Origin of the sequence: Sphingomonas sp. (genome assembly GCF_030145815.1) — a bacterium.
Classification (GTDB): Bacteria; Pseudomonadota; Alphaproteobacteria; order Sphingomonadales; family Sphingomonadaceae; genus Sphingomonas.
The window spans coordinates 23,288-46,236 of sequence record NZ_JAIXHL010000024.1 but is presented as its reverse complement, the minus strand read 5'-3'; the positions used below and the strand labels follow the sequence as shown (position 1 = coordinate 46,236).

General features: G+C 67.7%; 21 protein-coding genes. 16 read left to right on the top strand and 5 right to left on the bottom strand.

All coding sequences use genetic code 11. From position 1 onward, the window contains the following. Positions 1–2 precede the first annotated feature (2 nt). Genes prsK through KYX69_RS18335 form a run of 3 tightly spaced genes read left to right on the top strand, consistent with a single transcriptional unit; the run spans position 3 to position 5,492 of the window. Complete coding sequence (prsK, locus tag KYX69_RS18345) at positions 3–2,039, top strand: XrtA/PEP-CTERM system histidine kinase PrsK (RefSeq protein ID WP_300499918.1); 2,037 nt, start codon at positions 3–5, stop codon at positions 2,037–2,039. Continuing rightward, positions 2,036–3,397, top strand: coding sequence for a PEP-CTERM-box response regulator transcription factor (prsR, locus tag KYX69_RS18340; RefSeq protein ID WP_300499915.1), 1,362 nt, complete (start codon positions 2,036–2,038; stop codon positions 3,395–3,397). Before prsK ends, prsR begins: the two co-directional genes overlap by 4 nt. Then, positions 3,381–5,492 (top strand): tetratricopeptide repeat protein, encoded by a 2,112-nt coding sequence (locus KYX69_RS18335; protein WP_300499913.1) that lies wholly within the window; start codon positions 3,381–3,383, stop codon positions 5,490–5,492. Before prsR ends, KYX69_RS18335 begins: the two co-directional genes overlap by 17 nt. 6 nt (positions 5,493–5,498) lie before the next feature. On the opposite strand, the gene KYX69_RS18330 is transcribed toward KYX69_RS18335, so the two are convergent. After that, positions 5,499–5,939 (bottom strand): hypothetical protein, encoded by a 441-nt coding sequence (locus KYX69_RS18330; protein ID WP_300499911.1) that lies wholly within the window; start codon positions 5,937–5,939, stop codon positions 5,499–5,501. 66 nt (positions 5,940–6,005) lie between these two features. Between KYX69_RS18330 and KYX69_RS18325 the strand changes: the two genes are divergently transcribed. From KYX69_RS18325 to KYX69_RS18315, 3 genes are read left to right on the top strand one after another with little or no spacing between them, the layout of a single operon-like run. Then, complete coding sequence (locus KYX69_RS18325; protein ID WP_300499908.1) at positions 6,006–6,827, top strand: ATP-binding protein; 822 nt, start codon at positions 6,006–6,008, stop codon at positions 6,825–6,827. Then, complete coding sequence (locus KYX69_RS18320) at positions 6,824–7,312, top strand: hypothetical protein (protein ID WP_300499906.1); 489 nt, start codon at positions 6,824–6,826, stop codon at positions 7,310–7,312. Before KYX69_RS18325 ends, KYX69_RS18320 begins: the two co-directional genes overlap by 4 nt. 42 nt (positions 7,313–7,354) lie before the next feature. Then, positions 7,355–8,248, top strand: a complete 894-nt coding sequence (locus KYX69_RS18315) for a diacylglycerol kinase family protein (protein ID WP_300499904.1) — start codon at positions 7,355–7,357, stop codon at positions 8,246–8,248. Positions 8,249–8,252: 4 nt separating this feature from the next. On the opposite strand, the gene KYX69_RS18310 is transcribed toward KYX69_RS18315, so the two are convergent. Continuing rightward, positions 8,253–10,031 carry an ABC-F family ATP-binding cassette domain-containing protein gene (locus KYX69_RS18310; RefSeq protein ID WP_300499902.1) on the bottom strand — a complete coding sequence of 593 codons (1,779 nt, stop codon included), beginning with the start codon at positions 10,029–10,031 and terminating at the stop codon, positions 8,253–8,255. A gap of 129 nt (positions 10,032–10,160) precedes the next feature. Here KYX69_RS18310 and KYX69_RS18305 point away from each other — a divergent pair, with 129 nt between their 5' ends. The 3 genes from KYX69_RS18305 to KYX69_RS18295 all read left to right on the top strand — a co-directional run bounded on the left by KYX69_RS18305 (position 10,161) and on the right by KYX69_RS18295 (position 12,620). Next, positions 10,161–10,466, top strand: a complete 306-nt coding sequence (locus tag KYX69_RS18305) for a hypothetical protein (RefSeq protein WP_300499899.1) — start codon at positions 10,161–10,163, stop codon at positions 10,464–10,466. Positions 10,467–10,492: 26 nt separating this feature from the next. Then, on the top strand, positions 10,493–11,167 hold the full coding sequence (locus tag KYX69_RS18300; RefSeq protein WP_300499897.1) for a response regulator transcription factor: 675 nt from the start codon (positions 10,493–10,495) through the stop codon (positions 11,165–11,167). A gap of 145 nt (positions 11,168–11,312) precedes the next feature. Beyond that, positions 11,313–12,620: an ATP-binding protein gene (locus KYX69_RS18295; RefSeq protein WP_300499979.1), complete on the top strand. Its 1,308-nt coding sequence runs from the start codon at positions 11,313–11,315 to the stop codon at positions 12,618–12,620. Between the two features lie 386 nt (positions 12,621–13,006). On the opposite strand, the gene KYX69_RS18290 is transcribed toward KYX69_RS18295, so the two are convergent. Next, entirely contained in the window at positions 13,007–14,002 is a 996-nt protein-coding gene (locus tag KYX69_RS18290) for an LLM class flavin-dependent oxidoreductase (RefSeq protein WP_300499895.1), read from the bottom strand. Positions 14,003–14,270: 268 nt separating this feature from the next. On the opposite strand from KYX69_RS18290, the gene KYX69_RS18285 reads away from it, so the two are divergent. The 4 genes from KYX69_RS18285 (at position 14,271) to KYX69_RS18270 (ending at position 17,753) form a co-directional block, all read left to right on the top strand. After that, positions 14,271–14,936, top strand: a complete 666-nt coding sequence (locus tag KYX69_RS18285) for a pyrimidine 5'-nucleotidase (RefSeq protein WP_300499893.1) — start codon at positions 14,271–14,273, stop codon at positions 14,934–14,936. Further along, positions 14,933–15,736: a 2,3,4,5-tetrahydropyridine-2,6-dicarboxylate N-succinyltransferase gene (gene dapD / locus KYX69_RS18280; RefSeq protein WP_300499890.1), complete on the top strand. Its 804-nt coding sequence runs from the start codon at positions 14,933–14,935 to the stop codon at positions 15,734–15,736. The genes KYX69_RS18285 and dapD overlap by 4 nt, the downstream gene beginning before the upstream one ends. Before the next feature lie 101 nt (positions 15,737–15,837). Then, on the top strand, positions 15,838–16,602 hold the full coding sequence (locus tag KYX69_RS18275) for a tryptophan 2,3-dioxygenase family protein (protein ID WP_300499977.1): 765 nt from the start codon (positions 15,838–15,840) through the stop codon (positions 16,600–16,602). After that, positions 16,599–17,753 (top strand): class V aminotransferase, encoded by a 1,155-nt coding sequence (locus tag KYX69_RS18270; RefSeq protein ID WP_300499888.1) that lies wholly within the window; start codon positions 16,599–16,601, stop codon positions 17,751–17,753. Before KYX69_RS18275 ends, KYX69_RS18270 begins: the two co-directional genes overlap by 4 nt. On the opposite strand, the gene KYX69_RS18265 is transcribed toward KYX69_RS18270, so the two are convergent. Continuing rightward, positions 17,718–18,158: a CoA-binding protein gene (locus KYX69_RS18265; protein WP_300499886.1), complete on the bottom strand. Its 441-nt coding sequence runs from the start codon at positions 18,156–18,158 to the stop codon at positions 17,718–17,720. The genes KYX69_RS18270 and KYX69_RS18265 overlap by 36 nt on opposite strands. 3 nt (positions 18,159–18,161) lie before the next feature. Beyond that, complete coding sequence (locus KYX69_RS18260; protein ID WP_300499883.1) at positions 18,162–19,124, bottom strand: P-loop NTPase; 963 nt, start codon at positions 19,122–19,124, stop codon at positions 18,162–18,164. A 71-nt stretch (positions 19,125–19,195) separates the two neighbouring features. On the opposite strand from KYX69_RS18260, the gene hflK reads away from it, so the two are divergent. The 3 genes from hflK to KYX69_RS18245 all read left to right on the top strand — a co-directional run bounded on the left by hflK (position 19,196) and on the right by KYX69_RS18245 (position 22,909). Further along, positions 19,196–20,368, top strand: a complete 1,173-nt coding sequence (hflK, locus tag KYX69_RS18255) for an FtsH protease activity modulator HflK (RefSeq protein WP_300499880.1) — start codon at positions 19,196–19,198, stop codon at positions 20,366–20,368. After that, positions 20,365–21,228: a protease modulator HflC gene (hflC, locus tag KYX69_RS18250; RefSeq protein WP_300499877.1), complete on the top strand. Its 864-nt coding sequence runs from the start codon at positions 20,365–20,367 to the stop codon at positions 21,226–21,228. Before hflK ends, hflC begins: the two co-directional genes overlap by 4 nt. A gap of 166 nt (positions 21,229–21,394) precedes the next feature. Beyond that, positions 21,395–22,909, top strand: a complete 1,515-nt coding sequence (locus tag KYX69_RS18245; RefSeq protein ID WP_300499974.1) for a Do family serine endopeptidase — start codon at positions 21,395–21,397, stop codon at positions 22,907–22,909. Positions 22,910–22,949: the final 40 nt, after the last annotated feature.

The window sequence follows — 22,949 nt, the reverse complement described above, 5'->3', positions numbered from 1 at the left end:
CCATGCTCGCGACGCTGATCCTTTGGGGCCACGCGCTCGCTGCCCTGTTGTTCGGCGCAATCGGGCTCTGGGCATTGCGCAGCGACGGGGTGGCGATGCCGCGCGTGCCACTGGTCGCCGCGCTCGCCGTCACCGCGCTCTGGGCGCTGGCAGTCGCGGGAATCGGCGAAAGCGATCTCGTCACGCAAATCGCCGCCGCCGCCCGCAACCTTGCCTGGTTCGGCTTCATGGTCGCGCTCTATCGCAGCGGCGTGATCGAGCGGCCGCCCGCAGCAATCGGCACGGTGTTCGGGGTCGTCGCGGTGGTGATCCTGATGGCTGCGACGCTGGACATCTTCGCAAGCGCCGCAGGCGATCTGCCCCGCCCGATGCTCGACGCCGCCCTGCTGCTCAAGATGCTCGCGACCGTCGCGGCGCTCCTGCTGGTGCAGGGACTACACAGCGCGCTCGCCCCGCGTCAGAGCCATGCGGTGCGCCCGGTGATCCTTGCACTTGGCGCGATGTGGCTGGTCGATATCAACCTGCTCGCCGTCGCCTGGCTGGTCGAGCGCTGGCCGCTTCAGTTGGTCGCGGTGCGTGGCTTTGCGATGGCGCTGATCGCGATGGCGATCGCCGCCGGGCTCCAGCATCGCGGCGACCGGCCGGTGCAGATGTCGCGCACGGTGATCTACCAGGCGCTGACCCTGGTCGCGATCGGCGTCTATGTCGCGCTGCTCGCCGCCGCCACGAGCGCGCTCGCGGCAATCGGCGGCCCCAATGCGCGGCTACTCCAGACCGCTTTCGTGTTCGGCTCCACCGCCGCGATCCTCACGCTGATCTCCAGCTCATGGCTGCGCGCATGGATCAAGGTGAAACTGGCCAAGCATTTCTTCCGCCACCGCTACGACTATCGCGCCGAGTGGATGCGCTTCACCGAGACGCTGGGCGAGCCCGACGGGGCGGCGACGCTGGACGAACGTATCGTCAAGGCGCTCGCCGACCTCACCGACTCCCCCGCCGGCGTCCTGCTGCTGCCGCAGGGCGACAGCCTGACCGTCGGCGCGGGATGGAATGTCGCGCGCGCAGACCTGCCCGCCGCCTATGGCGAAAGCTGGCAGCTCGACCGGGTCGATCCCGCAACCGTCATCGAACTCGACACCGGCGCGGGTGCCGACGCAGTCCCGCCCTCGATCCGCGCCTGGGATCAGGCGTGGGTGGTCGTGCCGCTGCCGCACCAGCAGAAGCTCGCCGGTGCGATCGTGCTCGCCCGTCCCCCGGTGCCTCGCGCGCTCGACTGGGAGGATTTCGACCTGCTCAAGGCTGCCGGCCGTCAGGTCGCGAGCCACATCGCCGAGGAACGCGCGCAGGAGGCGCTCGCCGAGGCCGAGCGGTTCGACGAGTTCAACCGCCGCTTCGCCTTCATCATGCACGACATCAAGAATCTGGTGAGCCAGCTGACCCTGGTCGCGCGCAATGCCGAACGGCACGCCGACAATCCCGAATTTCGCGCCGACATGGTCGCGACGCTGCAGGATTCGGCGGGCCGCATGAACGACCTGCTCGCGCGCCTGTCGCAGCACCATCGCGCCCGCAACGAACCGCCCGTCGCCATGCCGCTCGCCCCATTGCTCCGCCGCATGGCGCGCAGCCGTGAGCAGACCCATCCGGTCGAGGTGGTCAGCAAGGGCGACCCGATGGCTGTCGCCGATCCCGCCCGGCTTGAAACCCTGCTCGGCCACCTGATCCAGAATGCGATCGACGCGAGCGAACCCGAATCCCGCGTCACCCTCGCCATCGTCGAACTGGGCGATGCGGTCGCGATCGACGTGATCGATCAGGGTTGCGGCATGTCGCCTGCCTTCATCCGCGAAAAGCTGTTCCGTCCCTTCGTCTCGTCAAAGCCCGGCGGCTTCGGCATCGGCGCGTTCGAGGCGCGCAAGCTGGCCGAGGATATGGGCGGACGACTCGACGTATCGAGCGCGGAAGGGCGCGGCAGCCGCTTCCGCGTCACCCTGCGCGCCGCCCGCGCCGACACCCACGCCCTTGGAAACGCCGCATGACCGACAAGCCTGTTGCCCTGCCGAAACTGCTCGTGGTGGAGGACGATCCCGGCCTGCAGCGCCAGTTGCGCTGGGCCTATGAGGGCTATCAGATCCTCCCCGCCAGCGACCGCGAAAGCGCCATCGCGCTCCTCCGCGCCGAGGAGCCGGCAGTGGTCACGCTCGACCTCGGCCTGCCGCCAGATCCCGACGGGACCAGTGAGGGCTTCGCGGTGCTCGAAGCGATCCTCGCGCTCAAGCCTGATACCAAGGTGATCGTCGCGTCCGGCCATGGCGCGCATGAATCCATGCTGCGCGCCATCGCGATGGGGGCTTGGGATTTCTACCAGAAGCCGATCGACATCGACGCACTCGGCCTGATCGTCGCGCGCGCCTTCCACGTCCATGCGCTCGAAGCCGAAAACCGCCGCCTCGCCGCGCGCGCGGAGAGCGGCAATGCGCTAGGCGGCATCATCACCGGCGCGCCCGAGATGCTCAAGGTCACCCGCACGATCGAGCGCGTCGCTCCCGCCGACGTCTCGGTCATGCTGCTCGGCGCGAGCGGCACCGGCAAGGAACTGCTCGCACGCGGCCTGCACGAGGCGAGCGGACGCAAGGGCGCGTTCGTCGCGATCAACTGCGCCGCGATCCCCGAAACCCTGCTCGAAAGCGAGCTGTTCGGGCATGAAAAGGGCGCCTTCACCGGCGCGGTCAAGACGACCGAGGGCAAGATCGAACAGGCGCAGGGCGGCACGCTGTTCCTCGACGAGATCGGCGACGTCCCGCTCCCGCTCCAGGTCAAATTGCTCCGCTTCCTGCAGGAGCGCGTGATCGAGCGGATCGGCGGGCGCAAACCGATCCCCGTCGACACCCGCGTCGTCTGTGCGACCCATCAGGACATCGACGCGATGGTCGCCGCGAACAGCTTCCGCGAGGACCTGTATTACCGCCTCGCCGAGATCGTCGTGCGCATCCCCAGCCTCGCCGAGCGCCCGGGCGACGCCGGCCTGCTCGCGCGCCATTTGCTGCACAAGCATGCCAGCGCGATGAAGCTGCCCGCCAAGAGCTTTGCCCCCGACGCGCTCGACGCGATCGACGCGTGGCACTGGCCGGGCAATGTCCGTGAGCTGGAAAACCGCGTGAAGCGCGCGACGATTATGGCCGATGGCAAGCTCGTCACCGCCGCCGATCTCGACCTCGCCCCGGCAGAAGTAGCGGAGCCGATCAACCTCAAGGCGATCCGCGAAGCCGCCGACCGCCGCGCCATCGCCCATGCGCTGGCCCGCGCCGAGGGCAATATCTCCGGCACCGCGCGCCTGCTCGGGATCAGCCGCCCGACCCTCTATGATCTGATGAAGGCCTATGACCTCCAGCCCTGAACCCCGCCGCCGCCGCCGTTCGGGCGAGAAGCGCGCGCGCCGCGGCGTCACGCTGCGGCGGATCGTCGTGTTCGGCCTGTGCCTCGGCGCGTTCGCGGTCGCGCTCTTCGCATTCAAATCGGTCATCACCGACCGCCCCGACCCCGCCGCCGCGCGCGAAGCACTGGCGCGTAGCGAAGCCTATCTGAAAGCTAGCAACGCGTCGGCCGCGCGCAGCCAGGCGTTCAGCGCGGTCCGCGCCGATCCGGCCTGGGGTGAGGCGCACCTCGCGCTCGCCCGCGCCAACCTCGCGCTCGACGAGGGCGTCGCCGCCGAAGCCGCGCTCCGCCGCGCGCTCGACAGCGGCATCGCCCCTGCCCGCACCCATGCGCTGATGGCGCACGCGATCCTGTTGCAGGGCGATCCTCGCCGCGCGCTGGTCGAAAGCCGCAAGGCACCGGATGCCGACCGCCTCTACGCCCTGCGCGTTCAGACCCGCGCCTATGTCGCGGGCGGCAACCTCGCCGCGGCACAGGAAGCCGCGACCGCCGCCGTGCGCCTTGCCCCGCAAAGCGCCGACGCGTGGACCGAACTCGGCCGCTTCCGTTTCAACGCGGGCGATGTGGTCGGCGCGATCGAGGCGAGCGCCAAGGCGGTCGATCTCGACAAGGGCAATACCGACGCGCTGCTGCTGCGCGGCGAGCTGGTCCGCACCCAATATGGCCTCGTCGCGTCGCTCCCCTGGTTTGACCGCGCGTTGCAGCGCGATCCCTATCGCCACGCCACGCTGATCCAGTACGCCGCGACGCTCGGCGATGCCGGACAGACGCGCGCGATGCTCGACCTCACCCGCCGCGCGATGGAGGTCCGTCCGCGCAGCCCGCAGGCGCTCTATCTGCAAGCCGTGCTCGCCGCCCGCGCTCAGCGCTTCGACCTCGCCCGCCAGCTGCTCACCCGCGCTGGCGGCGGCGTGGGCCAGCTTCCCGGCGGGCTACTGCTCGGCGGCGCCCTCGATCTTGAGGAGGGCGCCTATGCCCGCGCGATCGAGAAACTGCGCACGCTGATCACCCTGCAGCCGATGAACATCAATGCGCGCAAGTTGCTCGCCACCGCCTTGCTCCGCGCCGATGCGTCGAAGAACGGCATCGACGTCCTGCGCCCGGTCGTCGCGCGCGGTGACGCCGACACCTATGCGCTCACGTTGGTGGCGCGCGGCTATGAGCGCATCGGCGAGCGGGCCGAAGCGGCACGCTATTTCGACCGCGCCGCACTGCCAGTGCGCGACAATCCCGACTGGTTCAGCTCCGACGATTCGCTGCCGATCCTCGCCGCCGCAGCGGGCAAGGCGGGCGGCGACGACCCCAAGACGCTGATCCCGCTGCTGCGTGGTCTGATCGAGAATGGCCGCGGCGGCGAAGCGCTCGCCCGCGCGCAGGCAGTCGCCCAGCGCAACCCCGGAGCCCCCGCATCGGCCAGCCTGGTTGGCGACGTGCTGATGCTGCTCAAGCGCCCCGGGGACGCGGTGCCATGGTACAAGACCGCTGCCGGCATCCGATTCGACGAACCCGCGATGCTGCGACTGGTCGAAGCGCTCGACCGCTCGGGCCAGCGCCAGACGGCATCGACCACGCTCGCGCTGTTCCTGTCGCAAAACCCGTTCAACCTGTCCGCGCTGCGCCTCTCCGCGCACTGGCAGTCGGCGGCGGGCGATTTCGACGCGGCGATCGATTCGCTGGAGGCAATCCGCCTGCGCATCGGCAATCGCGACGCTGCTTTGCTCGCCGAACTCGCCTTCGCCTATGCCGGAGCCGGCGAGCCCGACCGCGCCGCGCGCTATGCCGAAGCGGCCTATCTGATCGCGCCCAGCAACCCGGCGGTCGCGGGAGCCATGGGATGGGCGCTGGCACAAGGCGGCGATCACACCGCCGGGATCGAGCTGCTGCGCAAGGCCGTGACCCTCGCCCCACGCCACCCGATGCTGCGCTGGCAACTGGCGCAGGCTTATGCCGACGCCGGTCGCAAGGACGAGGCCGTGACCGAGACCCGCGCCGCCCTCGCCACCCCCGGCTTCACCGACAAGGGCGCGGCGGAAGCGCTGCTGGCGAAACTGGCCTGATGCAACTCAGGAGCGGATGACCTTTACACCGAGCCCCACGAGCGCGTTGGCGAAAGCATCGGGGTCTCGCAATTTGAGTTTCAGGGTCCGCTCAGCAGGTCCGTAGTCAATCGCGACATTCAGCCCCCAAGCCGACGTCCGAACGGTGACGCGGCGAACATGCTTCAATAGAATCTCGCGCTCCAGCTGATACACCTCAGGCAGGAACCCGAGGGTGAACGGAAAAAACGGAATTACTCCGATAGCATCTTTGGTCAGGGCCACCATCAAGCAGTTGTTCGCCCAACGGCCCGACGCGGCTCGCTCGGAATAGAGTGCATCCTTGGGTAAGCGGGGGATGATCGGCTTGCCGTTCGCCTTACGATAAAGCGCGGACGCGCCAAGTATCAGGGCCACCCAGCCCCATGCGAGGGCGAAAAGCCAGATGGGGAACTGGTCACCTTGCATTCCGGCAGGCGTGCCCGAACCTTGAGGCATTGCCAACCCCCGCCCCACCCCCTAGCCCTCGCCTAGATGACCGACCCGCTGGACCGCATCGCCGCCGCGCTCGAACGGCTCGCGCCACCACCGCCGCCCGCGCCGGACCTGACCGCGCATCCCGCCTATGTCTGGCATAGAGGTTCTTCGGGGGGCTATCTCCAGCCCGCCCGCGCCTTCGCGCCGCTCCCGCTGTCCGAACTGGTCGGGATCGACGCACAAAAGGCGACGCTGGTCGAAAATGTCCGCTGCCTCGCCGCCGGCCTTCCGGCACATGACGCACTGCTATGGGGCGCTCGCGGTACCGGCAAATCGGCGCTGAGTAAGGCCGCGGTCGCCGCCGTTCAGGCCGAAGGCGGAGCCGTCGCGCTGGTCGAGGCACAGGCCGATGCGCTCGACACGCTCCCCACCCTGTTCACCGAACTCGCGAGCGCCCCCCGCGCGTTCGTCATCTTCCTCGACGATCTCGGCTTCGACGCCGCGTCGGACGGTCGCGCACTGCGCTCGCTCCTCGAAGGCGGAGCCGAGGCGCGGCCGGCCAACACCCGCCTGTTCGTCACCTCCAACCGCCGCCACCTGATCCCCCGCAACCTTGAGGAACAGGCGAGCGCGATCAACCCGCGCGACAGCATCGACGACAGCCTCGCGCTCGCCGACCGCTTCGGGCTCAGCCTCGGCTTCCACGCGATCGACCAGGACACCTATGTCGAAATCGTCCGCACCTATGCGCAGGATCACAACCTGCCGTTCGACGCGGCGGAGGCGATCAACTGGGCGACCCGGCGCGGCAGCCGATCGGGCCGGGTCGCGTGGCAATATGTCGTCGATCTGGCGGGGCGGAACGGCAAGCGCCTGTGAGGGGGCAGCTCGCGATCCAGCATGTCCACATCCATTGGGACAAGGCGGCGCGCGGTATGCCGTGGTCAGCTGTGCGCAACGCCCTGCCCCGCGAAGTCCCGTTCGACCCGCCGCACGCCAGCGCGCGCGGCTGGTACCAGCGGATCGACCATGAAGGCCGCACCAACTTCGCGCCAACGACCAGCTATGGCGAGCTGGGCGTGATCGAGGATTGGCGCGTCCCGCTCGCCACGCGGATGGAGGGCAGCGACCATCTCTGGCTGCGCTTCAACGTCGCCAACCACGCCCCATATCGCCCAAATCTCGACCAGTGGATCGTGCGCCTGCCGTTCGGTCAGCGCGTAACGTTGCGCTGCAACTCCAAATCGGATGGCGACCATGACCGCTGGTATTTCGAAGACGTCGTCCATGTCGGCTGGGCCGAAGCCGCCACGCTCGACCTGCCGGTGTTCCGGGAAATCGACGAACGTGCGCTGCTTTACTGATCAGCCGATGGACCTTCCCGGCCCGCACGCAGTTATTGCGCGATGACAACGACCCTGCCCGTCCCGCGCGAAGCCGTGCTGATCGTCAATGCCAAGTCTCGACGCGGCGAAACGCTGTTCGGTCAGGCGCGCGATAAGATCGAGGCGGCTGGCATCCGCCTGATCGCCGCGCATCCGGTGAAAGACCCCGACCTGCTCGACGACACCGTCCGCGACGCAATCCGCAGCGGCGCGCCGATGGTGATCGTCGGCGGCGGCGACGGGTCGCTGTCGGGCGTGGTCGATGATGTTGTCGGCAAGGACGTCGTGTTCGCCGTCCTTCCGCTCGGCACCGCCAACAGCTTCGCGCGCACGCTCGGCATCCCGCTCGATCTCGACGGCGCGATCCAGACGATCGCTACCGGCAAACGCCGCCGGGTCGATCTCGGCATGATCGACGGCGACTATTTCGCCAATGCCGCCGCAATGGGTCTGTCGCCGATGATCGGAAAGACGGTGCCGCACAACCTCAAGAAATATCTGGGCCGTGTTGGCTATCTTGCCTGGGCGCTATGGTGCTTCGCCCGCTTCCGCCCGTTCCGCGTCACCGTGACCGATGATCGCGGCGCGCACCGCATGTGGGCGAGCGAGGTCCGCATCCTCAACGGCAAATTCCACGGCGGCGTGGTGATGAGCGACGAAGCCTGCGTCGAGAGCGGCGAGATGATGATCCAGGTCGTCACCGGCCGCAATCGCTGGCGGTTGGCCTGGGACTGGTATCTGCGCTTCTTCCGCCTGCGCGGCCGCGAAAAGCTGGTCGAGGAGTTTCGCGGGACCGAGTTGAAGCTCGACGCCCGCCCCCGCCGCAGCATCTCGATCGACGGCGAAGTGCTCGCGCGCGTGCCGGTAACCGTGCGCGTCGCCGAACGCGCCATCGACGTGGTGGTGCCGGCTTAAAGCCTCACCCCAACCCCTCGGCCATCTCCGCCAGTTCCAGCCAGCGCAGCTCCGCCGCATCCTTTTCGTCGCGCGCCTTGGCGATCGCCGCCATCAGCGCGTCGAACTTCTTCGGGTTCTTCGCATACAGCTCCGGATCGGCCAGCGCCGCCTCGTCCTTCGCAATCGCTGCGTCCAGCTCCTCGATCCGCTTAGGCAGCAGGTCGTAATCGCGCTGGTCCTTATAAGTCAGCTTGGTCCGCGCCTTGGGTGTCTCCGCGACCGGCGCGGCCCTGACCGCCACCTTCTTCGCCTCGGTTCGCACCTTGCGCTTGGCTTCCCAATCGGCATAGCCGCCGACCACCATGTCGACCGTGCCCGACCCGTCGAGCCCGATCGTCATCGTCACCGTGCGGTCGAGAAAGTCGCGGTCGTGGCTGACGATCAGCACCGTGCCGTCATAATCCGCGATCACTTCCTGCAGCAGGTCGAGCGTTTCGAGGTCGAGGTCGTTGGTCGGTTCGTCCAGCACCATCAGGTTCGACGGCCGCGCAAATTCGCGCGCGAGCAGCAAGCGCGAGCGCTCGCCCCCCGAGAGCGTCCCGACCTTTGCCTCGACCATTTCCGGCGCGAACAGGAACTCCTTCAAATAGCCGTGGATATGCTTGCGCGTGCCGAGCACATCGATCCATTCGCCGCCATCGGCGACAACCTCGCGCACCGTTTTGTCCGGCTGCATTCGGCTGCGTTGCTGATCGATGATCACCGGATCGATCGTCCTCGCCCGTGTCACCGTCCCGCTATCGGGTTCGATCTCGCCGGTCAGGAGCTTGAGCAGCGTCGACTTGCCCGCACCATTCTTGCCAACAATGCCGATCCGATCCTTGCGCGTGATGCGCAGCGTCAGGTCGCGGATGATCGTACGGTCGCCATAGGCTTTGCTCGCGCCCTTGGCATCGATCACAACCTTGGTCTTCGAATCGTCCGCCGCAGTGGTGAGGTTCGCCGCGCCCTGCGGCCCGGTCATCGCTGCGCGCTCGGCGCGCATCTCCAGCAGCTTGGTCAGCCGCCCCTGGTTGCGCCGCCGCCGCCCGGTCACCCCGCGCTGCAGCCAATGCTCCTCCAGCTTCAGCCGCGCGTCGAGCTTCTCCGCCGCGCGCTGCTCCTCGGCATAGACCTGATCGGTCCACGCCTCGAACCCACCAAAGCCAACTTCCGCGCGCCGCATCGACCCGCGATCAAGCCACAGTGTCTGGCGGGTAAGGCGCGTCAGGAAGGTGCGGTCATGGCTGATCACCACGAACGCACCGCGATAGCGGGTCAGCCATTCTTCCAGCCATTCGATTGCATGGATGTCGAGATGGTTGGTCGGCTCGTCCAGCAGCAGCACGTCCGGGTCCATCGCCAGCGCGCGGGCGATGGCGGCGCGGCGCCGCTCGCCCCCGCTCGCGGTCGCCGCCTCACGCATCAGGTCGATGCCCAGCTGGTCGGCAATCGCCTCCGCCTCATGCCGCGCCGGCGCATCGTCGCCCGACAGGACATAGTCCATCAGCGTGACGCAGCCGGCCATGCGCGGCTCCTGCTCCAGCATCACGACGCGCGTGCCCGGCTGGATCGTCCGCCGCCCCTCGTCGGCGTCGACCTGCCCTGCAATCAGCTTGAGCAACGTCGTCTTGCCCGCACCGTTGCGTCCGATCAGCGCCAGCCGGTCGCGCGCGCCGATATGGATGTCGAGGTCGCGGAACAACCAGCCCGATCCCTGGATCAGGCCGAGCTTTTCATAGGAGAGGACGGGGGCAGCCATGGCGGGGGCAGGTAGGGCCGCGCGCGCCATCGGGCAAGCACCGACCGCCGGCCCGTTCCTGACAGCCACCTTTCCGCCGCATTCACGGGCTGTTCAACGCGGCGGGCCTATGCCATCCAAGTCATGAAGATGTTTGGTGTCCTTTGTCTCGGCGCGTTTCTCGCCGCCGCTGCCCCGGTTCACGCTACGCCCCAGGACCGGCGCAGCGACCAGGAGGCTGCGCGTGCTGGCCGCGTTCAGGGCAAGCTGTTGCCGCTGCGCGCGATCGAGGCGCGGGTGGTGCCGCAGATGGAGCGGCAGGGCGCGCGCTATCTCGGTTTCGACTTCGATTCGGGAACCGGCATTTACACGCTGAAGTTCCTGCGCAATGGAAACGTCATCTGGATCGATGTCGACGGCCGCACCGGTCAGGTGATGAGCCGTTCGGGCGGCTGACCCGGCGCTAAAGAGGGAAAACACCGATGCGCGTTCTGATCGTCGAGGACGAACCCAATCTCCGCAACCAGCTTCAGTCCACGCTTGAGGGCGCGGGCTATGCGGTCGACACCGCGAGCGATGGCGAGGAAGGTCATTATCTCGGCTCGACCGAGGCCTATGACGCGATCGTCCTCGACCTCGGCCTGCCCGAAGTGGACGGGCTGACCGTGCTCGACCGCTGGCGCAAGGAGGGCAAGACTACCCCGGTGCTGGTGCTCACCGCGCGCGACAGCTGGTCGGACAAGGTCGCCGGGCTCGACGCGGGCGCCGACGACTATGTCGCCAAGCCCTTCCAGTCCGAGGAGCTGATCGCGCGCCTGCGCGCGCTGATCCGCCGCGCGTCGGGCAATGCCAGCGCCGAGCTGATCGCGGGCGACATCCGCCTCGACACGCGCAGCGGCAAGGTGACCAAGGCCGGCGAGCCGGTGAAGCTGACCGCGCAGGAATATAAGCTCCTGTCCTATCTGCTCCATCACAAGGGCAAGGTGGTCAGCCGCACCGAGCTGATCGAACATATCTACGACCAGGATTTCGATCGCGATTCGAACACGATCGAGGTGTTCGTGACGCGCATCCGCAAGAAGCTGGGTGCCGACGTCATCACCACGATCCGCGGTCTTGGCTACAGCCTCGAAGAACCGGCGGAGGCCGGTGCCTGAGCTCCCGTTCGGCCTGACGCTGTCGCGATCCTTCCCGTTCGTGCGCCGCGCGCCGGCGCAGGACGTGGCAGCGCCGGTGGAGACTCGCCCCGGCGACCCGGCCCCGCGCAGCTACACCCCAAGCACCGGCTCACTCAGCCGCCGCATGATCCTGATTGCGGCCGCATGGATCTCGCTGTTGCTGGCCGGGGGGGGCTTCGCGCTCGATCGCGTGCTGACCAATGCGGTCACACGCAATTTCGACGAAGGACTGGAATATATCCTGACCTCGCTGATCGTGTCGGCCGAGCTGGACCCCAATGGCAACGTCGCCTTCAACCGCCAGCTGTCCGACCAACGCTTTCTCGAACCTTATTCGGGTCTGTATTGGCAGGTGTCGGGACCGGGATATGAGCCGTTTCCCTCACGCTCGCTGTGGGACCGTCGCCTCGACACCGGAATGCAGCACAACGATCTCGAGTTGCACACTTACGACTCGGACCAGCTCGACCAGCGACTGCGCATCGTCGAGCGCGACGTGCGGCTACCCGGATCGCCGGTCCGCTGGCGCTTCCAGGTTGCCCAGACGCGTGACGTGCTCGACGCGCAGATCGAGGCGCTGCGCAAGACGCTGGTCCGCAGCTTCCTGCTGCTCGCCGCCGGGCTGATCGCGATGGCGGCGCTGCAAACCTGGTACGGTCTGCTTCCGCTGCGCAAACTGCGCATCGCCATCCAGAAGCTGCGCACCGGCGAGACCCCCCGGATCGACGGCGCGATGCCCGCCGAGGTCGCGCCGCTAGTGGAGGAATTGAACGGCCTCGTCGCGCATAACGACCGCCAGGCCGAGGAAGCGCGACGCCACGCCGGCAACCTCGCCCATGCGCTCAAGACCCCGCTGACCGTCATCATGAACGCCGCGACGGCGCAGTCCGATGACCTGCCCGCGACGGTGGTGCGCGAGGCGCGGACGATGCGGCGACAGGTCGACCACCACCTCGCCCGCGCCCGCGCGGTCGGCCGTCGCGGCAGCGCGCACAGTCGCGCGCCGGTCTGGCCCAGCGTCGAATCGGTCGAGCGCGCGGTCGCCCGCCTCTACCCCCATGTCCGTATCGACACTGACGGACCCAAGGATCTGATCGCGCATATCGAGCGTCAGGACCTGGACGAGATCATGGGCAATCTCGTTGAAAACGCCGCCAAATATGGCGGGGGCAGCGTGTTCATCACCGTCCGGATCGAGGCGGGCTTCGTCGAGATCCTGGTCGAGGACGACGGCACCGGCATCCCCGAGGCCGACCGCATCCGCATCTTTGATCGCGGCGTGCGGCTCGACACTGGCAAGCCCGGCACCGGCCTCGGCCTCGCCATCGTCCGCGATGTCGCGGAGATTTACGACGGCACTGTTACGCTGGAGGAAAGCGAGGACCTCGGCGGACTGATGGTGCGGCTGCGGCTACCGGCGGCGGCAGGCTGACACCGATCGGAACCAAGATCGTCACCCCCGCGAAAGCGGGGGCCCATCTCCTTCAGAATCGGTAAATCGCACCGGCGCGGCGAGCGGACAGTTCGCGAGACGGGCCCCCGCTTTCGCGGGGTGACGGCAGGAATAGCCAGCCACCCTAGCCCATCACCCCGGAAAACCGCCACCGGCCCGTCACAGGGCTCAGCACCAGATCGCATCCACAATCGCGGCACTGTGTCTCAAATTCTCCTCGGCCGGGACGGTCGCGGCGGCGCGGACGGTGGATGCCGAGATGGCATCTGATGGCTGGCTTGGATGCGGACATGTGCCGACAACTCCCTCGTTCAGCCCCCTGAACAGCCCCCGCTCCCCGTGGTGGCGGCTAATTCAGGCGGGATTCAGGCGGCCAGATGGCGCATCGCGGCGGCGGCGATCGACAGGCTCTTTTTGCGCGCGTCACGGTCGAAGATCGAGCTGGTCAGCATCACCTCATCCACCCCGGTGCGCGCGATGTACCCCTTCAGCCCCGCGCGGATCGCCTCCGGCCCGCCGATCGCGGTGCACTCCAGCACATGGTCCAGCATCGCCCGCGCCTGGGGCGGCAGGCTGTCGCGATAGCCGGGCACCGGCGGCGGCAGGGGCACCCCGGTCCCGGTGGTGCGCAGTGCGACAAACGCCTGCTGCATCGAGCTGGCGAGCAACTCGGCCTCGGCATCGGTATCGGCGGCAAAGACGTTGAAGCCAGCCATGGCATAGGGCCGGTCGAGCACCGCCGAGGGCCGGAACTGACGCCGATATACCTCCAGCGCCTCGTCCAGCGCGGACGGCGCAAAGTGCGACGCGAAGGCATAGGGCAGCCCCAATGCCGCCGCGAGCTGCGCGCCGTACAGGCTCGATCCCAATATCCACAATTCCGGTTTCGCCCCGCCGCCCGGCACTGCGCGGATGCCGGTCTGGCCGTCATCGGCGAAATAGCTTTGCAGCTCCATCACATCGCGCGGGAAGCCATCGGGGCTGCTCTCCAGCGTCCGCCGCAGCGCCCGCGCCACCGTCATGTCGCTCCCCGGCGCACGCCCCAGCCCCAGGTCGATCCGCCCCGGGAACAGCGCGTCGAGCGTGCCGAACTGTTCGGCGATCACCAACGGCGCATGGTTGGGCAACATGATCCCGCCCGCGCCGACCCGGATCGTTGAAGTCGCCGCGCCGACATGCGCAATCACCACCGCCGTCGCGGCACTCGCGATGCCGGCCATGCCGTGATGCTCGGCGACCCAGTAACGCGAGAACCCTTCGGCCTCGGCATGGCGCGCAAGGTCAGCGGCGTTGGCAAAGGACTGGCTGGCAGTCCCGCCCTGAAGGATCGGGACGAGGTCGAGCAGGGAATAGGCTGTCATGACCGGGAGATGGGAAGGCCGGTTGCGTTTTGCACCTCAAGATGGACTTGGCAAAGGCCAACCAATTCCTCCCCCAGCTTGCTGGGGGAGGTGGCAGCGCGAAGCGCTGACGGAGGGGCCGCCCTCGCAGAGGGCGGAATTTTGCCGAGCTGTCCACGGCTGCCCGCGCAGCCGCCCCTCCACCACAGCCTGGGGCGGCTTCGTGCCTTTGTGCGCGCCAACTTTCTCCTTCTTCCCCTGCGCCGCCATCCCCCCTAAACGCCCGGCCATGCGCCCCGACCTCGCCCATATCGACGCCTGGTTGTTCGACCTCGACAACACGCTCTATCCGGGCAGCGCCGACCTGTTTCCGCAGATGAATGCGCGGATCGGCGCCTATGTCGCGCGGCTGCTCAACCTCGATCCCGACACCGCGCACCGGGTGCAGAAGGACTATTTCATCAGCCACGGCACTACACTCGCCGGGCTGATGGCCGATCATGGCGTCGATCCTTACGAGTACCTCGCCGACGTCCACGACATCGAGATGGATGTGCTCGAACACAACGCCCCGCTCGCCGCCGCGATCGCAAAGCTGCCGGGCCGCAAGATCGTCTTCACCAACGCCGATGCGCCCTATGCCGAGAAGGTGCTCGACCGTCTCGGCATCCGCGAGCATTTCGAGGCGATCCACGACGTCCACGCCAGCAGCTACCACCCAAAGCCGCACCCCCACGCCTATGCCAGCGTGTGCGAGGCGTACCGCATCGACCCGAAACGGGCGCTGTTCGTCGAGGACATGGCGCGCAACCTCGCGCCCGCCAAGGCGATCGGGATGACCACCGTCTGGGTCGACAATGGCTCCGAACAGGCGCCTGACGCCGACCGCAGCTTCATCGACTTCATCACCCACGACATCTGCCACTGGCTCGAAACCATTCAGGAGCATCCATGACCGACCTCGCCGCCACGATCGACGCCGCCTGGGAAGACCGCGCCAACATCTCGCTCGCCACCACCGGCGCGGTGCGCGACGCAGTGGCCGAGGCGCTCAATCTGCTCGACAGCGGTGCCGCGCGCGTCGCCGAGCCGGTGGACGGTGGCTGGCAGGTCAATCAGTGGCTCAAAAAGGCCGTGCTCCTCTCCTTCCGCCTCAACGACAACGCGGTGATGGCGGGCGGCTTCGACAAGGTGCCGCTCAAGACCGCCGGCTGGGACGACGCCACCTTCCGCGCCGCGGGCTTCCGTCAGGTCCCGGGCAGCGTGGTGCGTCACGGCGCGCATATCGGCCGCAACGTCGTGCTGATGCCCAGCTTCGTGAACATCGGCGCGTTCGTCGGTGAAGGCACGATGGTCGATACCTGGGCGACCGTCGGCAGCTGCGCGCAGATCGGCAAGAACGTCCACCTCTCCGGCGGAGTCGGCATCGGCGGCGTGCTCGAACCGCTTCAGGCCGATCCGGTGATCATCGGCGACGGCGCCTTCATCGGCGCGCGCGCCGAAGTCGCCGAAGGCGTCCGCGTCGGCGAAGGTGCGGTCCTCTCGATGGGCGTCTATTTGGGCGCCAGCACCAAGATCGTCGACCGCGCCACCGGCCACATCTATCGCGGCGAAGTGCCGCCCTATGCGGTCGTCGTCCCCGGCACCCTCCACGGCACGGACGGCGGCCCCGGCCTCTATTGCGCGGTGATCGTCAAGACGGTCGACGCCCAGACCCGCAGCAAGACCGGAATCAACGAACTGCTGCGGGATTGATCGGCGCGCGGGGCGCAGAAACGGTTTTCCTACACGGCATGCGATGCGCTAACCCGTATCGCATGCGACCAACCCCGTCCCCCGCCCCGGCTGACACCGGCATGACCGACCCGATGACCTATGGGCGCTACCTCGCGCTCGACCAGCTGCTGAGCGCACAGCATCCGATTTCGGACGAGCATGACGAACTGCTGTTCATCGTCATCCACCAGACCAAGGAACTGTGGCTCAAGCAGATGATTGCCGAGCTCGAGGTCGCGCTCGACCTGGTGCGCGGTGACCGTCTGGTCGAGGCGTATAAGGGGCTGGCGCGGGTCAGCCGGATTCAGGCGGTGATGACGCTGTCGTGGGAAATCCTGACCACGATGACGCCGAGCGACTATACCCGCTTCCGCGATGTCCTCGGATCGAGCAGCGGGTTCCAGTCGGACCAGTTTCGCGCGGTCGAAACCCTGCTGGGGGTGCGCGGCGGCGGGGTGCCGGGGCCGCTGACCGAGCGTTACGGTGCCGCACCGAGCCTGTGGGATGAGGCCAATGCCGCGCTCGCCCGCGCCGGGTTCGGCCTGCCGGAATCCGCGCTGAACCGCGACTGGGCCAAGCCCTATGACGCCGATCCGCAAGTCGAAGCCGCATGGGCGCACGTCTATCGCGAGCCGGGAACGCATTGGGAGCTGTACCAGCTCGCCGAAAAGCTGGTCGATATCGACGACGCCCTCGCTACATGGCGGCACAAGCATGTGCTGACCGTCACCCGCGTGATCGGCATGAAGCCCGGCACCGGCGGCACCCCAGGCGCGTCCTACCTTACGTCGACCCTGACCAAGCGCGCCTTCCCCGAACTCTGGTCGCTGCGGACGCTGCTGTGACGTCTTACAAGCACCTCTTCCAGCGCTCCATCGCCGCAGCCCCCGACCGACTGCACTTCGCGGCGCACAGCCACCACCTCTGGCCCGATGCCTCGTTCGTCGGTCATCAGGCGGCATGGCAGGACGCCGCCCGGCTCGCCGACCGCAAATGGGACCGGGTGATGGGCGAGATCTGGCCCGCCGCGCAGGCGCATGTCGCGGCCGAACTGGTGCTGCCCGATCCCGCTTCAGTCGTGTTCGCAGGAAACACGCACGACCTGATCCTGCGCATCGTCTCCGCCCGCAGCGAGCGCCCGCTCCGCATCCTCGCCAGCGACGGCGAGTTTCACAGCTTCCGCCGCCAGGCGCAGCGCTGGATCGAAAGCGGCCGGATTGCGCTCGACACGGTGGCGCGCGGGCCTGACTTCGACGCTCGCTTCATTGCTGCGGCGCGGGAGGGGACGCACGACCTGATCTTCGTGAGCCAGGTGATGTTCGAGACGGGCGCGGTGTTCGCGGCCGTGGGCGAGCTTGCCGCGCTGGCCCAACCCGACGGGCCATGGGTCGTAGTCGACGGCTATCACGGCTTCATGGCGATGGAGACCGACCTGTCGGTGGTTGCCGACCGCATCTTCTACACCGCCGGCGGGTACAAATACGCCATGGCGGGGGAAGGCGTCGCCTTCCTCCACTGCCCGCCCGGCTTCGGCCCGCGCCCGGAAATCACCGGCTGGTATGCCGAATTCGCCGATCTCGAAGCCCCGCCGCCCGGCCGGATCGGCTATGCCGCCGATGCGATGCGCTTCATGGGGTCGACGTTCGACCCAAGCGGCCTCTATCGCCTCGTCGCCGTCCGCGACATGCTGGCCGAGGAGGGGCTGAGCACTGCAGCGATCAACGCGCATATCGCACCGCTCCGCGAACAGCTCCTCGCCGCCCTACCCGAAACGCGCCTCGCCGACGCAGAATTGCTCAACCCCGGCAGCGACCCGCGCGCCCGCTTCCTCGCGCTGCGTTCATCGCAAGCCCCGACATGGAAAGCCGCGCTGATGGATCAAGACATCATCACCGATGTCCGCGGCGATGTGCTGCGGATCGGCTTCGGACTCTACCACGACGCCCGTGACGTCGACCGGCTAGTCGCCACCCTGCACGATCTTGGCGACACCTAGCCGGGGAATTTCAATCGCCGGACAGCGGTCCATCACCACCATCAACCCCGCCACCTCGGCCCGCGCGGCGGCGTCTTCGTTGATGACGCCAAGCTGCATCCACACGGCCTTGGCCCCCACCGCAATCGCCTCATCCACCGCCTCACCAGCCGCGATCGGTCGGCGGAAGATGTCGACAATATCGATCGGCTCGCCAATCTGGGCGAGCTCCCGGAACACGAACTCGCCGTGCAGATGCTCGCCGGTGATCTGCGGATTGACCGGAATGACGCGATAGCCATGGTCCTGCAGCATCGCCATCACCCGATAGCTCGGCCGATCCGGCCTGTCGCTTGCCCCGACCAGCGCGATCGTCCGCGCGCCTTCGAGCAGCGCCTTGATGTCGGCGTCATTGGTGAGGGGCATGGGTCAGCCTTTCTGTGTCTCCAGCCAGGCAGCAACCTTCCCGGCCACCTCGGCAAACGCCGCGCCCTCGACCCCGTTCCCGGCAGCTGGGGGCGCGCCTGCGTCCGAAGCGGTGCGAATCGCGATGTCGAGCGGGATGCGCCCAAGGAACGGCACGCCCAACCGCTCCGCCGCCGCCTCCGCCCCGCCGCGCCCGAACGGGTCCGACACCTCGCCGCAATGCGGGCAGGCGTAGCCGGCCATATTCTCGACGATCCCGATCACCGGAATGCCGGCCTTAGCGAACAGGTCGATCGCGCGCGTCGCATCGATCAGCGCCAGATCCTGCGGGGTCGAGACGATCACCGCGCCCGCCGGGCGGTGCTTCTGGATCATCGTCAGCTGGACGTCGCCGGTACCGGGCGGCAGGTCGAGCACCAGCGTATCCGCCGCGCCCCAATTGGCATCGACCAGCTGGGTCAGCGCGCCCGCCGCCATCGGCCCGCGCCAGGCGATCGCCTGCCCTTCCTCGACCAGCCCGCCCATCGACAGCAGCGGCACGCCATAGGCGGTCGCGAGCGGCACCAGCTTCTTGTCATGCGCGACCGGTTTCCGCCCTTCGACTCCCATCAGCTTGGGCTGCGACGGGCCATAGATATCAGCATCGACCAGCCCGACCTTCCGCCCCGCCCGCGCCAGCGCGATGGCGAGATTCGCAGAAACGGTGGACTTGCCCACCCCACCCTTGCCGCTCGCCACCGCGATCAGGCGGCGGTTGACCCGCTGGGCGGTGCGCGCGATTCGCACCTCGTCAATCCCCGGCACCGACGCGGCAGCGCGCAGATCGGCCTCCAGCGCATCCTGCGCCGCCTCCGGCAGCCCGGTGACGTCAAGGATGATGCTGGCACGCGCGCCGTCGACCCGCACGGTGGCGCGCCCGGCGGCGATGGGGGCGAGGATTGCCTGAAGTTCGCTCTGATCGATCATGCCGCGCGACATAGGACGGCTTTCGATCGGTGCCACTGTAAATCCGCCGCGCGGTCCCTATAAAGGCTGATATGGCGAGATTGAATGGCTGGATCGCACGCATTGCCGGAACCGGCGGCGTGCTGTGGAATGAGAACAAAGGCCCCTGGGGCAGCGGGAGCGGAAGCGACGACAAGGGCGGCGCGGACGGCGGCAATGGCGGTGGCCCGCGCAACCCCTGGGCATTCCCGCCCGAGGGTAAACGTGGCGGCAAATCCAACGTCAGCAGCCTCGACGATTTCCTGAAGCGCGCGCGCAAGGGCGGTGGCGGCGGAAGCGGCGGCGGCGGTGGCCGCGGCGGGCTGCCGACCGGCATGCCCAGCCGCCGGATCGTGCTGGTCGCGGCCGGGCTGCTGGTACTGGCTTGGATCGCCTTTACCAGCGTGCATGTCATCACCCCCGAGCAGCGCGGCGTGGTGAAGCTGTTCGGCCGCTATGCCTATACGATGGAGCCGGGCATCGGCATGACCATGCCTGCCCCGATCGCGACGGTGACCAAGGTCAACGTCCAGAAGATCACCAACGAGGATTTCCCGCAGGGCAATGGCGAGAATCTGATGCTGACCCAGGATCAGAACATCGTCGACCTGGCCTATGCGGTCCGCTGGGACATCGCCAATCCGGAGGATTTCGTCTTCCAGATCGCCGAGCCGACGACCACCGTCCGCGCGACGGCGGAAAGTGCGATGCGCGCCGCGGTGGCCGGCGTCACGCTCAACGAAGCGATCGGCCCCGGCCGCACCGTGATCGAGGCGCGGGTGCAGCAGGCGATGCAGGCGATCCTCGACGAATATAACTCCGGCGTGCGCGTGCGCGGCGTGTCGATCAAGAACGCCTCCGCCCCGGCGGCGGTGGATGAAGCGTTCAAGCAGGTGACTGCGGCGCAGCAGGAGTCGGAGGGTGCCCGCAATCAGGCCCGCGCCTACGCCCAGCAGGTCACCGCGCTGGCCCAGGGTCAGGCCGCGCAGTTCGACAAGATTTACGAGCAGTATAAGCTCGCGCCCGAAGTGACCCGTCGCCGCTTGTATTACGAAACCATGGAGGCGGTGCTGGCCAAGTCGAACAAGACCGTTGTCGAGACGCGCGGCGTGACCCCCTATCTTCCGCTCCCGGCGGCACGCGGCAATCCCGCCCAGCCCCAGGTTCAGCAAGGTCAGCAGGCGCAACCGGCCCAGCAAGCGCAGCAGCAGGGAGGCGCACAGTGAACGCCATCGTCACCCGCCCCGTCCTGTTCGGCGGCCTCGCCCTCGCGTTGCTGTTCGTCCTGCTCAATACCGTGTTCGTGGTCGATGAGACCAAGCAGGCGGTGATCCTGCAGCTCGAACAGCCAGTGCGGACGATCAACCAGTATCAGCCGGGCGAGCAATTCGGTCGCAACACCGGCGCCGGTGTGCAGATCAAGGTGCCCTTCATCCAGCGTGTCGTGTGGGTGGACAAGCGCGTGCTCGACATCGAGTTGGAGAACCAGCCGGTACTCTCGACCGATCAGCTGCGGCTTGAGGTCGACGCCTTTGCCCGCTTCCGCGTCGTCGATCCGCTGCGCATGGTGGTGACCGCCGGGACCGAGCGCCGCGTCGCCGACCAGCTCCAGCCGCTGTTCGGATCGGCTCTGCGCGCCGAGCTTGGCAAGCGCACCTTTGCCTCGCTGCTCAGCCCTGAGCGGACGGCGGTGATGGACAATATCCAGGCCGGTCTGCAGCGTTATGCCAGCCAGTATGGCGTCGAGATCGTCGACGTCCGGATCAAGCAGGCCAATCTGCCCGAGGGCAGCCCGCTCGATTCGGCGTTGCAGCGGATGCGCACCGCGCGTGAGCAGGAGGCGACGACGATCCGCGCCAATGGTCAGAAGGACGCCCAGATCATCCGCGCCGAGGCGGATGCGAAGGCGGCGGAAATCTATGCGACTGCGTTCAACAAGGATCCGCAATTCTACGATTTCTGGCGCGCGATGCAGTCCTATCGCACCACCTTCATCGGCAATGGCCGCGATGCGATGGGCGAAACGTCGATCATTCTGTCGCCGGACAATGACTATCTGCGCGAGTTCCGGGGCCAGGGCCGTTAAGGCCCCGGCTTCGGCGCGTCAGGAATGATCCGGACCCCAACGGCTGTCGGTTCGTTCATATTCAATCGCCGTTCAGCTATTTCAGGCGAGTAATACACCGATGACCGAACCTACGCCCGGACCGGGCCGCAACTCCAAGGGCCAGATGACCAAAGGAACCACTCCCGTGCGCTATGCCTATGCGATCACTTCCGCGCTCCTGATCGGTGGCGCGAGCGCGGCGCTCGTCATGCAGAACCCCGCCGGCGCGCAGACCGCGCAGAACGAACCCGGCGCAATCCAGGCCGCTGTGCCCCGCGCGGGCGCGCCGATGAGCTTTGCCGACATGGTCGCGAAGCTTCAGCCCGCAGTGGTCAACATCTCGACCACCCAGCGCGTGCAGGTCCAGACCAACCCGTTTGCCGGCACCCCGTTCGGCGACCTGTTCGGCGGGCAACAGGGCGGCGGTGGCCGTCCGGTCACGCGTCAGGCCGAATCGCTCGGCTCGGGCTTCCTGATCTCGGCCGATGGCTACGTCGTCACCAACAATCACGTGATTTCGGCTGGCCAGCGCGGCGCGGTGGTGGAGTCGATCAAGGTGACGCTGGCCGATCGCCGCGAATATACGGCCAAGCTGGTGGGCCGCGATCCCGCCACCGACCTCGCCGTGCTCAAGATCGAGGGCACCAACCTGCCCTTCGTCAAGTTCGGCGATTCGGACCGTGCGCGCGCGGGTGACTGGGTGGTTGCGATCGGCAACCCGTTCGGCCTCGGCGGGTCGGTGACCGCAGGCATCATCTCGGCGCTGCACCGCGCGACCGGACAGGGCGGCCCGCTCGACCGCTTCATTCAGACCGATGCCTCGATCAACCGCGGCAATTCCGGCGGTCCGTTGTTCGACCTCAATGGCAACGTCATCGGCATCAATTCGCAGATCCTGTCGCCGACCGGTGGCAATGTCGGTATCGGCTTCGCCATCCCCTCGTCGGAGGCCAAGCCGATCATCGATACGTTGATGAAGGGTGCCAGCGTCGAGCGCGGTTATCTCGGCGTCGGCATCCAGCCGCTGACCGATGATCTTGCCAAGTCGTTCGGCGTGCCCAAGGGCAAGGGCGAGCTGATCAGCCGCGTCGAGCCGGGCGAGGCGGCGGCCAAGGCCGGGATCAAGCAGGGTGACGTCATCGTCAAGGTCGATGGCAAGGATGTGACCCCCGACCAGACCCTGTCCTACCTCGCCGCCAATGTCCGCCCCGGCACGCGCATCGCGGTCGAGCTGATCCGCGACGGCAAGCCGGTGACGGTCCAGGTCACCGTCGGCAAGCGTCCGCCCGAGGAGCAGCTCGGCGGCTTTGACCCCGACGCCGACGAAGGCGCACCCGGTGGCGATGAGGCGACCCAGGGTCCGGCATCGCTGGGTATCAGCGTGACGGCGCTGACGCCCCAGATCGCGCGCACCATCGGCGTTGATCCGGCGACCAAGGGCGTCGTCATCGTCGGCGTCGATCCGGCAAGCGATGCGGCGCAGAAACAGCTGACGCGCGGCCTCGTCATCACCTCGGTCAACCGCCAGCCGATCGAGACCCCGGCCGACTTCACCCGTCTGGTCAACGCGGCCAAGGCATCGGGCGCGGAATCGGTCGTGCTCTACATCATGGCACGCGGCGGTGTCGGCACCTATCGCGCGGTCGAATTCGCCCGCTGATAGGGGCTGGCCTCCAGACGCATTCTCCCTAATGCTGCGC